Source organism: Hymenobacter qilianensis (assembly GCF_014638675.1).
In the GTDB taxonomy this organism is placed as follows: domain Bacteria; phylum Bacteroidota; class Bacteroidia; order Cytophagales; family Hymenobacteraceae; genus Hymenobacter; species Hymenobacter qilianensis.
Genome location: NZ_BMFN01000002.1, coordinates 874,444 through 888,798, shown reverse-complemented (window position 1 = coordinate 888,798; position 14,355 = coordinate 874,444). Strand labels below are relative to the sequence as shown.

Genomic DNA, 14,355 nt, shown 5'->3' with positions numbered 1-14,355 from the left:
GCCTGCGTTTAAAGGCGCATGGCTATTTCATGCCAAATAGGTAACCCAACTGCGCCTGCAAAACAGAATTTCGGGGAGCAGCAGATGCAGCATAAATGCCGGTAATGTCGTCGGAGTAGCGCAGTGTCAGGCTCAAGCCTGTGGGCAGTTCGTAGCCCACCCCAACGATATACCCTAGCTGCACGCTGTTGTAGTCCTGCCGCTGCGGCCGCTGGTATAGCGGGTTATCGTTGTTGTCGCTAAAGCTGAGCAAGTACCCGAGCTGCGGGCCGGCTTCGAAGGTGAGTCCGTGGGTATTAATTTTCGCCAGAATAGGCAATTCCAGATAGTTTTGGCGGTAGTTGTACGTAGCGCGCTCACCCGTAACTGTTCTGCCGTACTTATCCTTGGCGCCTTTCGCGGAGAATAGCAATTCGGGCTGAACGTTCCAGAAGCCGTCCGTTGCAAAAGAATAGCGTAAGACCACGCCACCGTTGATACCCAGCAATCGGTCGGGCCCGACAACATTCCTGATGCGTGGTTTGGCATAGTTAAGGCCACCTTTAACGCCAAAGCGTAGCTGCTGTCCGAAGGCTAAGTGGGTTAGAAACAGCGCGGGGATCAAACAAAGGTATTTGTGCTTCATAAAATAAAAACAACTTGCTAAGTGTAGCCGGTAGAGGGTTGTACTGGCCGATAAAGGTAGAAAGTCATTGGCAGCATTTGATTCGATCTACGTAGTTGCCTTTGTATCCGTATCAAAAAAAAGCGAACTACGCGGCGCCGTAGTGCAGCATTACACCTAATCCTTTTCTTTATATGCAAACTCTCGATCAATACAACTTCGCCGGCAAGCGGGCCCTGGTGCGCGTCGATTTCAATGTGCCCCTCGACGACGAGCTGCGCATCACCGACGACACCCGCATCCGGGCCGCTACGCCCACCATTCGCAAGATTCTGGCCGATGGCGGCAGCGTCATTCTGCTTTCCCACCTCGGCCGGCCCAAGGGTGGTCCGGAAAAGAAATTCTCCCTGCAAAGCATCGTATCGCGCTTGCAGGAGGAATACGGCGCGCCGGTATTGTTTGCCAATGATGTGATGAGCCCCGACGCCGCTAAAATGGCCGCTGCGCTGCAACCCGGCCAGATTCTGCTTTGCGAGAATGTGCGCTTTTACAAGGAAGAAGAAGCCGGCGACACTGCCTTCGCCGAGAAACTGGCCAAGCTGGGCGACGTGTATGTGAACGATGCCTTCGGCGCCGCGCACCGCCGCCACGCCTCCACGGCCGTGGCCGCGCAGTATTTTGCCCCCCAAGACCGCGTAGCGGGCTACCTGATGCAAAGCGAGCTGGAAAATGCTCACCGCGTGCTCACCCAGGCCGAGCGTCCGTTTACCGCTATTATGGGCGGCGCCAAAATTTCTGATAAGATTCAACTAATTGAGCAGCTGCTAGATAAGGTTGATAATCTCTTAATCGGTGGCGGCATGGCCTACACCTTTGCCAAGGCGGAAGGCGGCGACATCGGCGGCTCATTGCTCGAAGCCGATAAGCTCGATCTGGCTTTCCATCTGATTCAAAAAGCCAAAGACAAAGGCGTAAACCTCGTGCTGCCCACCGATTCGCTCATTGCCGACCGCTTCGCCAACGACGCCAACGTAGAAACGGCCCCCAACCACCACATTCCCAACGGCTGGATGGGTCTGGACATCGGCCCGGAGTCGCGCGAGAACTTCGCCGCCATCATTCGCCAGTCCCACACTATCCTCTGGAATGGCCCGATGGGCGTGTTTGAAATGTCGAACTTCTCAGCCGGCACTGAGTTCGTAGCAGCTGCTATTGCCGAGGCTACCGCCAACGGCGCCTTCAGTCTCATCGGCGGCGGCGACTCAGCAGCGGCCGTCAACCAGATGGGCTACGCCGACCGCGTAAGCTACATCTCCACCGGCGGCGGCGCGTTGCTGGAGTACATGGAAGGCAAAGAACTGCCCGGCGTAGCTGCGCTGGAAGGACGTTAGAATCTGTCGATCAACAGTACAAAAAAGCCCCCCAGAAACATTTCTGGGGGGCTTTTTCTAATTCGCATAGGGTGCTTCCAATTCCTGACCCATACTCAGAAGCGGTGAATTGTCCATGCGGCCGGTGAGGCGGGTGGAGAGGGCGCGGGCTTCTTTGTCGGTGAGGACTTCCAGCTTGTGCAGCCAGCGCAGCCGCTGTAATTGGGGCTCAATCAGGCCCAGCGGGTTGATGCTGCCGTAGTTTTCGCGCAGGTAATCCTTAGTACGCTGCTCCAGCGCTTCGGTGAAGCAGAAGAGGGCTTTGCGCTCATTGGGGCGGTCGACCAGCACCACGCGGGCGTGGGTGGTGCTCAGAATAAAGTGATTCCACCAGTTGCGGCAACCATACCAATATATGGCCATTGCAGCTATGCTAACGCCAAAAGCAATTAGCGTATACAAATCGTCTGCCTGCCTCAAGCCGTTATTTAAGGCATGTAACAAGAACACAAACCCCAGCACTTGCCATTGGGAAATCACTCGGTGTTGGCGGCGCTCCACGCGCACGGGCAGCACCTCCTCGTAAGGCATCTCCACTTCCAGCGTAACCAGACCACGCCGGTCTTTTCGACAGATATATAGCCCGTGGGGGCGAAGTGCCAGCTGCGTGATTTGCGTCAGGCGGCGTTGTTCAAGTAGCATAGAGTAAGAAAACAAGCGATGTTGCAAACACCGACTTAGCCAAAGGGCGAAGGCGTGAAGCAGAGCACAAAAATAGCCAGCATTACCCAACCCAGCACCTTACGGCCCGCACTCAGCGGACTTTCGTCGGGGGCCGGCGGGTGGTAAATGCCCATCACGCGGCCCAGCAGAAACCCGAACACCAGCCACCCCGGATTACCCTCAATGCCCGGCACCGCCAGACTCAGCGCCAATTGGGCCGCCAATACGCCCAACACCAGCATCAGCGCCCGGCGCGGCGTGGGCACTGCCCGCCGAAATACCGTGAACAGATAAAGCAGATAAATCGGTCCGCCATAGAGCAGCGAGTCATTCGAGCTATCAACCGTAAACAGACCCAGTCCGGCATAAAAGATAAATCCGATAAAGAGTATGGCCGACACCTGATTAGCGCGCTGAAAACCCAGCAAGCCGTACAAAATATGCCCCCCATCGAGCTGCCCAATCGGCAACAGGTTGAGGGCCGTAAAGAACAGCGCCAGCGAGCCGGCCAGCAGTACCGGATAGTGCATCAGCTCATTGGGGTGGGGCAGCAGCGCCGGGTCAGCCAGCCACGATTCCAGAAACTGATAAATCAGCGACTTACCTAGCACCAAACCACCGCCGTCAGCGCTTTTGTAGACATACTGCGCATAATCGGCCCCATATACGCGGTACTCAGGGTGCACCTGAAACAAGTACTCCAGCGGGGGCAAATGGGTGAAGCCGTACATCAGCACCGGTATAGCCACCAGAAAACCAGCCAGCGGCCCCGCCAGCCCGATATCGAAGAACTCTTTGCGGGAGAAAATCCGGTCTTTGATGCGAATGACCGCCCCAAACGTACCGATGGTATTAAAGAAGCCCGTAAAAAACGGAATGTAATACGGCAGCGTTGCCCGCACTTTGTAGTAGCGCGCCGTAAAATAGTGCCCAAACTCGTGCACCGTAAGCACCCCCAGAAACGGCAGCGAAAACCACAGCCCTTCCCGAATTTCGGCCCGCGTAAGCCACACGCTCAGCGACTCCGCCGTGCGCGGATCAAAAAACGTACGGCCCGTCATCCATTCCGCCCCGGCCAGCGTGGTGGTTATCAGCGTGATAACAAACAGCAGCAGATGCAGTGTATACACACGCCAGCGCGGCGTGGGGGGCTTGTAGGCGTTGAACTCGCCGCGGTGGCGACGAAAGTAGCCGCGGTAGCGGGGTCGCTGGGGGGCATTTTCAGGCGAGGGCACCGGGGCGTCAGGCAGAGGGAGGGAAGGCACGGATAGCGGCAGGCAAAGCTTCGGTGAGCGTGAGTGGCGGGGCCAGGAAGAGCGTGTGCAAGCCCAGGCGCTGCGCCGTTTCGATATGTTGAGAACTGTCTTCGATGAAAAGAGTTTCCTCGGCCTGCCAGTTCATTTCGCGCAGCACATGCTCAAAAATCTCCGGGCCGGGCTTACGCAACCCTACTTCCTGGGAGTAAAACACGCGGTCCAGCACATCGGCAATGCCGTGCTCAAACCCATACGTCACCTTCAGCCGCCGGTTTACTTCCTCTATATGAATCACGTTGGTGTTGCTGAGTAGCGCCATCTGGTGTCCTTGCTTGTGCAGTTCAGCCAGCAAAGCCAGCCGGTCAGCAGGCACATCCAGCAGAATAGAGTTCCAAGCCGCGTCCAGTTCCTCATCAGTGGCCGTAAGCTGGTAGCCACTGCGCAAACCATCCCGAAACTCGGCCGGCGTAATGCGCCCAGTTTCCAGTAGGTCAAACAGCTCCGACTGATTTTTTTGGTTGTACTCAATGGTGCTGCCCACGCTGGTGAGGCGACGCATGGCCTCAATCGGGCGCTGATAATCGATGTTGATGAGCACGCCGCCAAAGTCGAAAAGCAAGTTTGGCAGGCGGCGCGAAGTAGGGCTGGGGGGCATTTTTAGAGAATAGCGTTGCAAATTGACGGGCAAAAGTCGTAGTTTGCACCGCCGAAACCAACCTATACGGTTGCCAACGCACCGGGCCCATAGCTCAATCGGTTAGAGCAACTGACTCATAATCAGTAGGTCCTTGGTTCGATTCCAAGTGGGCCCACCAAAACCCCATAAAACGCTAATAATAAGTGTTTTATGGGGTTTAATAATTTATATGGAACACATCACAGTATAGTATTGCTCGGTTGCCATTAAAATCTTTTTTCACGCCCATTTATTGATGGCAACGAGAAGATAAATCGTAGTAAGTTCATCTCGGCGGGAAAAGTCAGGGTTAGCGTATAATAAACGCGCAGTTGCTGCGGTCGCAGGCCCCGCTCCACTGAGTTTCCTGTGAACCATCGCCAATAATTAGCGAATTTGTAGAGCGTGTACTAATTATCGGACAAGATCGGGTGGTGTTAAACAGATAGGCAAAACATCCGATTTTGCCGTACAGCTGCCTACTTCTGGCGAATAGATAGTCTTAACGTTCTTTTGCTGCCCTCTTTTCATCATTATATTGATACTTAAAAGTGACAAGCTGTTAAAGGGCTAATTTTTTGACTGCACGGCTTTGTATTTGTCTTGCAGCTTCCCATCAATTAATAGCTGGCGCGGATCCAAACCAACTTGAGCGGGTCGCTCAGGGACCATCAACAAGAGCGTCTGCTGGCCGGACCTGATAAGGTGCTTTTGCAGATAGAGCTGTTTGCCGACTTCCTTCCCCGCCGCGGCGGGGGCGAAGACGCCGATTTCCACCCAATCCTTCATTGGTAGCTTCGTTTCGGTGCCGGCGCTATCCACTACCAGCTTGCTGGCCTGCAAGTTGAGCGTTACCTGCCAGGTGCCGCCTTTCAGCTGTTGAGTGGTGGCGGATTCGGTCTCCAGCTCCCAAAAGGTGTTGGCCTCAAAGAGGTCGTGCAGGAGCGGGTGGAGCGAGTCGGGTGTGGCTGCTTGCAGCTCCCGATAGAGGTCCAGTGAGGTTGCGAAGGGACGCGTGCCGGGGCGGTGCTGGGCCAGCAACTTGCGGAGTGCCCCGTTTACCCGGTCCCATCCGATGTATTGGCTTAGCGCGTACAGGGCGAAAGGTCCTTTGCGGTAGTTCTGGTAAAAGTCGTCGGCCTGCAGCAGGGGCTTGGCGGCCCGGGTGCGTGGGGTTTTGTTCTCTTCCCGCAGGAAACGCAGGAGCGCCTGTAGGTGCTCCGGACCGTATTTGTGCTCCAGTACGCCCAAGGCCGAGTACCACGCCAGGCTTTCGGTGATCAGGCCGGCTCCCTCCACGTAGGCTTGTTTGAGCTGGTTGCCCCACCACTGGTGGGCCACCTCGTGCGCCACCACGGCCGTCACCAGGTCAAAGCCCCGCTCGTCAGCCTTCGGGTTCAGCAGGAAAAAGCCTTCTTCCGCCGTGATGTTCATGGGCGCGGCGTGGTGCCCGAAGGCATAACTAGCATGGGTAACAAAGCGGAGTTGACGGTGCGGGTAGGGCCCAAATTGTTTGGTATAATAATCCAGCGAAGCCTGCGCGCTCCGGACCATCCGCGCCGGGTTTTCCGTTTGCCCTGGGGGGTAAAAAATCTGAATGGCAACCTCCTGATTCGGGCCTGCCAACGAGCTGCGCCATTTTCCTTCCTGTACCGCGTAGTTAGCCGAGAAAAAGGCATACTCATTCCGGATGGGCGCATCGGTGGCGTAATGGAAGTAGCGGCGGCCCGCTTTAATCCAGGTCCGGCGCAAGGTGCCCGGCGCCACTACCGTCTGGTTGGCTTCCGTGCCCACTACGGCCTCAAAGCTGATCTGCTCGGGAAATGGGGCATACCCACGAGCCACCACGTCGTAGAGCGAGTAGGTGGCGGGCCGGGCGGGTAGGCCATAGGCTTTCCGGGCGCCGGCCTCATCCAGCTCCCGGTAGGGCTGGTACCCTAGCACCGGCAGCCACTCCAGATTCCGGAAGCTGGTGCCGTTTTGCAGCACCTGTGCGTCGGCTCCGTTGTTGGAAAAGCCCCCCGGTTTGTGCGTCACCTGAAAGCGGAGGCGTAGCGAATCGCCGGGGGGCAGGGGCCGGGCCAGGGCGTACATGTGGTAGCCATGCTCCGCGTCCAAGTGAACCTGCTTAAAGGGCTGGTCAAAGCTGATGGCGGTGGTTTCCACGCCCGTTCCGGTAGCCAGATGCACCGAGTCGATGGGGGCCGGGCTGTTGTTCACCAGCAGGTAGGTGCCTTTTATTGCCGCTGCCCGCTGCTTCGGATAGATTTCCACCTGTAGGTTTACTCCGGTCAGCAGAGGCTGGGGCGCGTTCAGGTACCGGCGGTAGCGCTGCTCGTAGGCGGCGCGCTGGGCCGTGGCCTCTGAGGAGTTTAGATAGCCGTGCAGCACGTTGGTGTTGTAAAAGACGAACGCGCCCAGGGTAAAAATGCCCCCCAGAGCCACTGCCGCAACCAGGGCGGTGGAACGCGTGAAGCGCCGACGGGCCAGCTGGAGCCGCGATGCAAAACTGCCCTCCCGGTCTCGTACCCAAAAAAGCCCCCCAGCCACCGCCAGCAACAGCGCCCACGCTACCCAGTACCCTTTAAACCACAGCCAGGGCGCCAGCGACGAGCCAAAACCCGCCATATCGGTGTAGGACCACGGCGGACTGGCGCCAAAGACGAGCAGCTTGTGCTCGATGCCCAGGTTGGGGGCGAAGGCGATAAAGCCATAGGCCAACAGTGCCGCTAAGTGACCCACGTATTTCTGATTGACCAGCACGTGCGCCAAGAGGGCCAGCAGGGCCAAAAGCAGGCAATCGACCAGCTGTAGCCCAAACAATACCTGCACGTACAGCCCGATTTCGGCCCTCGCCCCGCCTATGCCCGCCTGCGCGGCTATTCCCGCTATCATCAGGAAGGCCAGCCAGCCTACTACTATCAGGCTTAGCGCCAGAAAGCGGCTCAGGAAAAGAACCCATTCCGGCACCGGCGCCGCGTTGGCAATGTCGCTCAGGCCCGCTTCCCGTTCCCGCCAGACCAGCTCTCCGGCGTAGAAAATGGTTAGCAAAGCGATGAGAATCCAAAAAGGCTCTGGTTCTGTGAGGGAGGAGGTCAGCGAATTCAGCACAAAGTCGGTGCGGGGCAGCAAGGGCACGCCTCGGCCCTTAAGATTGCCGGGCAGGGCCAGCGCCATCATCAGGGCCAGGACGGCCAGTAGGGGAAAACCGGCCTTGCTTTGGGCGAGTTGCAGAAAGGATTTCCAGGCGATGAGCCGTAGCTGCGTGGCCCAGCTATACGCGCCCCTGGCCGGCGGTAGCGCTTCCCCGGTTCCCCAACTGAGCTTCTCCCGGGCCGCCGCTTCTACCGGTGGCTGTGGCACCGGCTGCTGTTTTTGGCTGGCTTCCGGTAACACGAACTGAAAACGGAAAAAGGTGAACGCCAGCACGCCCAGCGAGATGCCGAGCCACAGGAGGCGGTTGGCGAGAAACGAACCCTCCAACAGGAACAGGCGCGTACTCTTCTCCAGCGGACTCCAGTCATTGGACAGATGGCTCAGCACCGGGGTGAAGCCCGTGGGGTCTACCAGATTTCCCCACTGCCCCGTATTCTGCAGCCCTTGCCCTACTATGTAGGCTGCTACGAACAGGAACGCCCCTACCAGATAGCTTGCCATGGCTCGACGGCTAAGCGCCGAGAGCGAGAACTGCAGGGCCGTCGCGAAAAAGGCGTTGGGTAACAGAATAAAGAAAATGGTAGTCAGGTAGGCTGCCGCCCTGAACGGACCCAGAATATCAGCCTCTATTCCGGAAAAATGCATGGCAATGAGTATGCCTAGCGGAATAGCGAGCAGCAGCAGGACGCTGAGGGCGAAGGCGGCCAGAAACCGCCCGCCCAGGTAGACCGCTTTGCTGGTGGGGGCCGTGTAGGTAAGCGAATGCATGCGCGTCTGCACATCGCGGGCGGCCGCGTCGCCCGCCACGGACGCGCCGATTACCAGCCACTTCACGCTGCATATCACCGTGACAGCCGCAATGACGATGGGCGCATTAAGTAAAAAATACCCGTCCCGCGCATCGGAGGCGTAATTGGCAACGACAATCAGAAAAGCAATCACCAACAGTACCCCGAAGTAGAGCCAGGTGGTGGCGCGGCGGAGCTGGTAACTGAATTCCAGCGCAAAAATCCGTTGGAGCCTCATAGCGCTATCCTCTCCACTATCGGCTGCGCACTGGCCGGGCCGAAGCAGCCCGTCAGGGCACTGAAATACACATCCTGCAAATCCGGCTCCACCGGCTCAAAGCCGTTGCCGGGCATATCCAGGCTATACACGTGCACCAGGGTGCGGCCACTCAAGAGCTTGGCCGAAATAATCTGGTGCTCCTGCTGCAGCGCCGGCAGGTTGCTTTTATCGGTCAGTGTACGCCAGATGCGGCCGTTGAGGGAGGCCACGGCCTCCAGGGGCTGCGCCTCCAGCAAAATCTGCCCCCGGTTGATGATGGCCATGTTGGTGCATAATTCCGATACATCTTCCACAATGTGAGTGGAAAGGATGACCACGCTGTTTTCCCCTAATTCGCTGAGCAGGTTGAGGAAACGCACGCGCTCCGCGGGGTCCAGGCCCGCCGTGGGCTCGTCGACGATCAGCAGCCGCGGGTTGCCCAGCAGGGCCACAGCCACTCCAAAGCGCTGCTTCATGCCCCCGGAAAAGCCCCCCAGCTTCTGCTTGCGCTTGTCCCAGAGGTTGGTTTGCTTGAGCAGGGCCTCGGTGGTGGCTTTTCTCAGCGCCCGGTTGGTAATTCCTTTCAGCACCGCGAAGTAGTCGAGCAGTTCCTCGGCGCTGGCTTTGGGGTACACGCCGAACTCCTGGGGCAGGTAGCCCAGCGTCTGGCGCACCGCCTCCTTCTGGCTTACTACATCGATGTCTCCCAAAAATATTTGCCCCCCATCGGGCTCCTGCAGCGTGGCCAGCGTGCGCATAAGGGTTGATTTGCCCGCGCCGTTCGGGCCGAGCAGCCCATACATGCCCGGCGGAATATCCAGCGTTACATTATTTAATGCCTGCACGCCATTCGCATACTTTTTGGAGACGTTGCGGATGGTCAGGCCCAGCGGGTGCTTTCCCATGGTATCGGATTGGCTTCGGTTTATCTTTCAGCAGGAGGGAAGTGAAGCACTTTGATCAATGCCTGCTTTCTCTGTTTCAGGACGAAGCAATTAGTACCGAAGCGGATAGCGAAATGCAATATGCTGATGCGGAGAAGCACTCGACCAACTCAGGCTTTGCTGCCGCCAACGCACTGGCCGGCTCCTTTGCGCCGCTCGTAGATTAGCCTTACCAGCTGGTCGAGACGGTGGCCGGGGCAACCGCCGAAAACCCCACCTTTGTGCGATGGAACGCGTCAAAAGAATCTTCTGGCTAATTCACCTATTCGTCTGGGGCTTGTTCACCTTGTTGGTTGGCTTGCAACTACATAGTGACACCGACGCCCACTGGCGTTCCACCACCGCCGGATTTATAGCGACCTGCCTGTATGTTTTTTACAGTCATTTTTATCTATTAACTCAGTATACCAGTCAGAGAAAAGACCGAGACTATTGGCTCCCGCTGGCGGGAATTGCGTTGACCGGGCCTTTGCCTTTTTTGCTTTTCCATCAAAAGCCGTTTGATTTTGGGTTTTATTCCATGAGCCTGATTACAACGGTTCCCATCTTTCTCTTCTTGAGCTGGCTGGCCCGGGTCACGGAGACGCTGGTGCTCAATACCATCCAGAAAGAGCAGCTGGAAAAGCAGGCCGTAGAGGCGGAGCTGTATTACCTGAAGTCGCAGATCAATCCGCACTTTCTGTTCAACACCCTCAACAACATTCACACGCTGGTGTATAAGCAGGCGCCCGCCGCCCCGGAGGCGGTCATGCACCTGGCCTCGCTGATGCGCTACATGATTTATGAGTCGAATGCGGCCACGGTGCCGCTAACCCGGGAACTGGACTATTTGCGGGATTACGTGAGTTTGCAGCAGCTCCGCTACAAGAACAGTCCGGTGGTCGACCTGCAGATAGCGGGGGCGACGGAATCCTCTTACATTGCTCCCTTGCTGTTCATTCACCTGCTGGAAAACGCCTACAAGCACAGCCCCGCCCGGTTGGAGCCCGGCGACCTGAAGGTAAGAGTGGAGGTAAAAGAAGATGTCCTGGCCTTCCGCGTGCAGAACCCCATCGGCCTAAAATCGGCTAATCCGCTGGAAGAACCAGGCGGCATTGGGTTGCCCAATGTCCGGAAAAGGCTGTCTTTGTTATATCCTGGCCAGCATACGCTGACTATTCAGAACACGGGCGAAACCTTCACCGTCACGCTCACCATCCACGGTCTTCAAGTACAGGCTCATGAAAGACAAGCTCACCTGCTACATCATTGAGGACGAGCACCTAGCCCAGGAAATACTGGAAGAATACATCCGAAAAGTCTCTTTCCTGGAGTTGAAAGGTACCTTCGTGAGCCCTTTGGAGGCCGCCGCTCATTTGGCGGCAGACAAGCCCGACCTGCTGTTTCTGGACATCAACACGCCGGATCTGGATGGGCTAAGCTTCATCCCGATGCTCAACCCCAAGCCCCTGATTATCCTGACGACCGCCTACGACCAGTATGCGCTGAAGGCCTACGACTTGGAGGTGAAGGACTACCTGTTGAAGCCCTTCACGTTTGAGCGGTTTTACAAGGGCGTGTTACGTTTGTACCAGGAAAAAAGCCCCCCACCCGCCCTGGAAAAGAAGGAAGAAAAAGCGGAAGCCAAGCCCGAGCAGGAGTATATCTTTCTTAAGGTCGGCCACCGCATCCAGAAAGTAGCGACCCGCGATATTCTCTTTGTGGAGGGCATGAAAGACTATTTGCGGCTTCATACCCGGGAAGAGAAGATTATGACGCTGCTCAGCTTTGCCAAGCTGGAAGAACTGCTGCCCGCCCAGGATTTTGCCCGCGTGCACCGGTCTTTCCTGGTCGCCATTGACAAAATTGACCACATCGAGAAAAACCGGATTCAAATTGCCGACCACCTCATTCCCATCAGTGATACCTATGCCGAAGGTTTTTATAAAATGCTGAAGGGGCTTTGAGTAGGGTGAGTTTGTAAGAACCCGGTATATACACCAGGCCGCTGCGGATTCTATTATCCGAGGCGGTTGGCTCGCGGCACGACCCGCTCATGAAACCAGGATCTCCCAATACCGCAGGAGCCCCTCACCAGCAACACTAGCGGTAGCAGAGCCCGCCCCGTTCAGTATCGGCCTGGGAACTGACGGAGACGTACTCGCCGGGGGACATCGGCATGGCCCCCGGCGAAGGTGATATCGAATGCCCCGCCGCTGCGTTTCGAGAGCTTGAGCGTACGCGCAATCAGGTCGTACACTTCCTGATCGACCACCACGGGCTGCAGGCCGGCTTGGCGGTTGATTTGCGTGATCTGCGAAGTTGAGTCCCAGTACGGATACGGCCGTGAACGTAAAGTGCGAGCCCATCAGGTAGGCCGAGCGGGTGAAGTTGCGGGGCTTGGCTGCCGCCGGGGTCGCCGAAATTTGCCCCCCAGCCAGCACCACAAGTAGCGCGGCTCGTGCCTAGAAGGCTGGCAGACCACTTGGGGAAGGTGCACATGGGGCTTATTTTTTGGCCAACAACTGCGTGAGGTAAGCATCATAGGCCGCCGCGCCGCCGGGACGGTAGCCGGTTTTGGCCAGCACCTTTCCCTCCGGCGAGAGCAGCACCACCAGCGGGAAGGAGCCTTCCTTGTTGAGCTGGGCCGCCGCTTCCTCGTTCGCTTTCTGCTGCGCCGCGGGCAGCTTGTTTTTCCTGCTGCGCGGAAAATCGAAGCGGGCCAGCACGAAGCGATTTTGAGCATAGCGTTGAAACTCCGCCTGATCGAACACTTCCTGCTTGAGCATGATGCACGGCTTGCACCAGTCGGAGCCCGAAAAAACGCCAGCACGGGCTTGTGGGTGGCCTTGGCTTGCTGCAAGGCCCCGGCAAGGTCGGTGTGCCAGGTGATGACCGGCGCCTGGGCCTGCGCGCCCGCTATGGTTAGCAGCAGCAACAGACAAAACGAGAGGAAACGCATGGCGGAAAAATAGAGGAGAGAAGATATTAAAACCGGATTAAAAACGCAAACCGTGTTCCCTACATCAGGGTTTCCGCCGCGATAGTTTCTTAAGTAAGTCTTAAGAAATGCAGGCTGACTATTAAACCATTCGACGTTCGGCAGAATTAAACAAAAGCAAGCCGGCTTACTCGGGCACACCGCCGATGGCAACAGCGCAAAGCCGCGGCTGACAATCGAGCAGAATAACTAATTATATGAGTCAAGTTGAATTTTTAAGGCTAAATTGGTTCGTTAGCCAAGCCACAAGACCACTTCAGCTCACGCAAAAGAAGCGTCGCTGCAAGGCGAGTGTAATTGAACTATGCGAATAACGCGTTGTTGGCTGGGCTTTGTATGCGCGCCGTCTTAAGATTGTCTTAAAAAAGCCCCCCAACTAGCCCGGTCCGGTGCCGGTTACTCCTCGTCGGCCTGGCCTTTGCCGCGCTCGGCATCCAGGAAATACGTGCCGCGCTGCACCAGCCGGGTTGTGTCCGGCACGGCTTCCAGGGGCGTTACGGCCACGTCGCCGTGGGCTGCGGCGCCGGGCTTGATCTTCACCCGCCGGAAGGTGGCGGTGCTGTCGGTGGCAGCGGTTTGTGCGTAGGCGTAGCTCAGCTCGCCGGCCTGAATAATGGCCTCCTCGGGCAGGGTGCGCACGCGCTGGCCGGCCGTCTGGATGCGGGCGGCCACGTACTGGCCGGGCAGCAGAGTTTCGGCGGCGCGGCCTTCGAGGTGGGCGTGCACGGTCACGGTGCGGGCGTTGTCGTCGAAAGCTTTGCCCACCAGAAACACGCGCGCCCGCAGAATTTCGCCGGCGGTCTGGCGGCTGGGCACTGTGAACAGGATGGGCTGGCCCAGCTGTACGCGGGCAATGTCGCGCTCAAATACCTTGAGCTGGAGGTGCAAATCGGAGCGGTCCACCACTTCCACCAGCACGTCCTGGGGGTTCACAAACTGGCCGGGGTTGATGCCCACCGTTTTCACGTAGCCCGCCAGCGGCGTAGTCAGCGCGACGGTGGGCTGAATCTGGCCGGAGGCAGCCAGGCGGCTGGGCGAAATGTTTAGCTGAGTTAGCTGGGCGGCGAGGCTGCGCACGGCGGCCTGCTCGGTGGCGTAGTCGGCCTGGGCCTGCTGGAGCTTGCGTTTGGCCCCCACGTCTTCCACGTCGAGAATGCGTTGGCGCTCCAGGTCCTGGGTCAGAAACTGCACCCGGGCCCGGCTTTGCAGGTAGTCCTGCTGGACCTTGAGGTAGTCGGGGTGACGGAGCACAGCTACCACGGCCCCCTTTTTCACGAACTGACCGGGCAGCACCTTCACCTGCTGCACATAGCCGCCCAGCACCGCCGAAATGGACACCATGTTTTGGGGCGGCACGTCAATCACGCCGTTGGCCAGCACTTCGGAAGCCATATTCTGGCGGGAAAAGCCCCCCAGCGTGATACCCGCGGCCTTGGCTTGAGCGGCGGAAATCGTGACCTGGTCGGGGTGGACAGAAGCGGCGGGAGCGTTGACCGGTTCGGTTTTGGCGGCTGAATCGCCGCAACCGGTAAGCAGGCCCGTCAGCATTAGAGTCAGCAAGAAAGAAGGGAATGGGAAAGACAAGGGAAATCTCATAAA

Annotated in this window: 12 protein-coding genes, 1 tRNA gene and 1 pseudogene; 5 read left to right on the top strand and 9 right to left on the bottom strand. The window is 57.7% G+C overall.

The features are described 5' to 3' along the window. Positions 1–22: 22 nt before the first annotated feature. Entirely contained in the window at positions 23–625 is a 603-nt protein-coding gene (locus IEW06_RS11420) for a porin family protein (protein ID WP_188548306.1), read from the bottom strand. A gap of 173 nt (positions 626–798) precedes the next feature. Between IEW06_RS11420 and IEW06_RS11415 the strand changes: the two genes are divergently transcribed. After that, positions 799–1,995 carry a phosphoglycerate kinase gene (locus tag IEW06_RS11415; RefSeq protein ID WP_187732636.1) on the top strand — a complete coding sequence of 399 codons (1,197 nt, stop codon included), beginning with the start codon at positions 799–801 and terminating at the stop codon, positions 1,993–1,995. 57 nt (positions 1,996–2,052) lie between these two features. On the opposite strand, the gene IEW06_RS11410 is transcribed toward IEW06_RS11415, so the two are convergent. Genes IEW06_RS11410 through IEW06_RS11400 form a run of 3 tightly spaced genes read right to left on the bottom strand, consistent with a single transcriptional unit; the run spans position 2,053 to position 4,629 of the window. Continuing rightward, positions 2,053–2,676: a hypothetical protein gene (locus IEW06_RS11410; RefSeq protein WP_187732635.1), complete on the bottom strand. Its 624-nt coding sequence runs from the start codon at positions 2,674–2,676 to the stop codon at positions 2,053–2,055. A 35-nt stretch (positions 2,677–2,711) separates the two neighbouring features. Continuing rightward, positions 2,712–3,962 (bottom strand): site-2 protease family protein, encoded by a 1,251-nt coding sequence (locus IEW06_RS11405; protein ID WP_229743113.1) that lies wholly within the window; start codon positions 3,960–3,962, stop codon positions 2,712–2,714. Beyond that, on the bottom strand, positions 3,940–4,629 hold the full coding sequence (locus IEW06_RS11400; protein ID WP_223284650.1) for an HAD family hydrolase: 690 nt from the start codon (positions 4,627–4,629) through the stop codon (positions 3,940–3,942). The genes IEW06_RS11405 and IEW06_RS11400 overlap by 23 nt, the downstream gene beginning before the upstream one ends. Positions 4,630–4,691: 62 nt before the next feature. Here IEW06_RS11400 and IEW06_RS11395 point away from each other — a divergent pair. After that, positions 4,692–4,768: transfer RNA gene (locus tag IEW06_RS11395), tRNA-Ile, on the top strand. Between the two features lie 431 nt (positions 4,769–5,199). On the opposite strand, the gene IEW06_RS11390 is transcribed toward IEW06_RS11395, so the two are convergent. Together IEW06_RS11390 and IEW06_RS11385 are read right to left on the bottom strand one after the other, a co-directional pair. Beyond that, positions 5,200–8,811, bottom strand: a complete 3,612-nt coding sequence (locus tag IEW06_RS11390; protein WP_188548305.1) for an ABC transporter permease/M1 family aminopeptidase — start codon at positions 8,809–8,811, stop codon at positions 5,200–5,202. Then, positions 8,808–9,737, bottom strand: a complete 930-nt coding sequence (locus tag IEW06_RS11385; RefSeq protein ID WP_373285358.1) for an ABC transporter ATP-binding protein — start codon at positions 9,735–9,737, stop codon at positions 8,808–8,810. Before IEW06_RS11385 ends, IEW06_RS11390 begins: the two co-directional genes overlap by 4 nt. Positions 9,738–9,778: 41 nt before the next feature. Here IEW06_RS11385 and IEW06_RS11380 point away from each other — a divergent pair, with 41 nt between their 5' ends. The 3 genes from IEW06_RS11380 (at position 9,779) to IEW06_RS11370 (ending at position 11,722) form a co-directional block, all read left to right on the top strand. Next, positions 9,779–9,943 carry a hypothetical protein gene (locus IEW06_RS11380; protein ID WP_187732634.1) on the top strand — a complete coding sequence of 55 codons (165 nt, stop codon included), beginning with the start codon at positions 9,779–9,781 and terminating at the stop codon, positions 9,941–9,943. Positions 9,944–10,296: 353 nt separating this feature from the next. Beyond that, positions 10,297–11,028, top strand: a complete 732-nt coding sequence (locus IEW06_RS11375) for a sensor histidine kinase (protein ID WP_223284648.1) — start codon at positions 10,297–10,299, stop codon at positions 11,026–11,028. Next, entirely contained in the window at positions 10,997–11,722 is a 726-nt protein-coding gene (locus tag IEW06_RS11370) for a LytR/AlgR family response regulator transcription factor (RefSeq protein ID WP_187732632.1), read from the top strand. The genes IEW06_RS11375 and IEW06_RS11370 overlap by 32 nt, the downstream gene beginning before the upstream one ends. A 161-nt stretch (positions 11,723–11,883) precedes the next feature. On the opposite strand, the pseudogene IEW06_RS11365 reads toward IEW06_RS11370, so the two are convergent. From IEW06_RS11365 to IEW06_RS11355, 3 genes and pseudogenes are all read right to left on the bottom strand, one after another. After that, a pseudogene (locus IEW06_RS11365) lies at positions 11,884–12,075 on the bottom strand (FAD:protein FMN transferase); the annotation flags it as partial. A gap of 187 nt (positions 12,076–12,262) precedes the next feature. Then, on the bottom strand, positions 12,263–12,544 hold the full coding sequence (locus tag IEW06_RS21005) for a thioredoxin domain-containing protein (RefSeq protein ID WP_187732631.1): 282 nt from the start codon (positions 12,542–12,544) through the stop codon (positions 12,263–12,265). Between the two features lie 608 nt (positions 12,545–13,152). After that, entirely contained in the window at positions 13,153–14,316 is a 1,164-nt protein-coding gene (locus IEW06_RS11355) for an efflux RND transporter periplasmic adaptor subunit (protein ID WP_187732630.1), read from the bottom strand. Between the last annotated feature and the right edge of the window lie 39 nt (positions 14,317–14,355).

Coding starts and splice junctions, on each gene's coding strand:
- IEW06_RS11420 (WP_188548306.1), bottom strand. CDS start 625: ATGAAGCACAAATACCTTTGTTTGATCCCCGCGCTGTTTCTAACCCAC.
- IEW06_RS11415 (WP_187732636.1), top strand. CDS start 799: ATGCAAACTCTCGATCAATACAACTTCGCCGGCAAGCGGGCCCTGGTG.
- IEW06_RS11410 (WP_187732635.1), bottom strand. CDS start 2,676: ATGCTACTTGAACAACGCCGCCTGACGCAAATCACGCAGCTGGCACTT.
- IEW06_RS11390 (WP_188548305.1), bottom strand. CDS start 8,811: ATGAGGCTCCAACGGATTTTTGCGCTGGAATTCAGTTACCAGCTCCGC.
- IEW06_RS11385 (WP_373285358.1), bottom strand. CDS start 9,737: ATGGGAAAGCACCCGCTGGGCCTGACCATCCGCAACGTCTCCAAAAAG.
- IEW06_RS11375 (WP_223284648.1), top strand. CDS start 10,297: ATGAGCCTGATTACAACGGTTCCCATCTTTCTCTTCTTGAGCTGGCTG.
- IEW06_RS11370 (WP_187732632.1), top strand. CDS start 10,997: ATGAAAGACAAGCTCACCTGCTACATCATTGAGGACGAGCACCTAGCC.
- IEW06_RS21005 (WP_187732631.1), bottom strand. CDS start 12,544: ATGCTCAAGCAGGAAGTGTTCGATCAGGCGGAGTTTCAACGCTATGCT.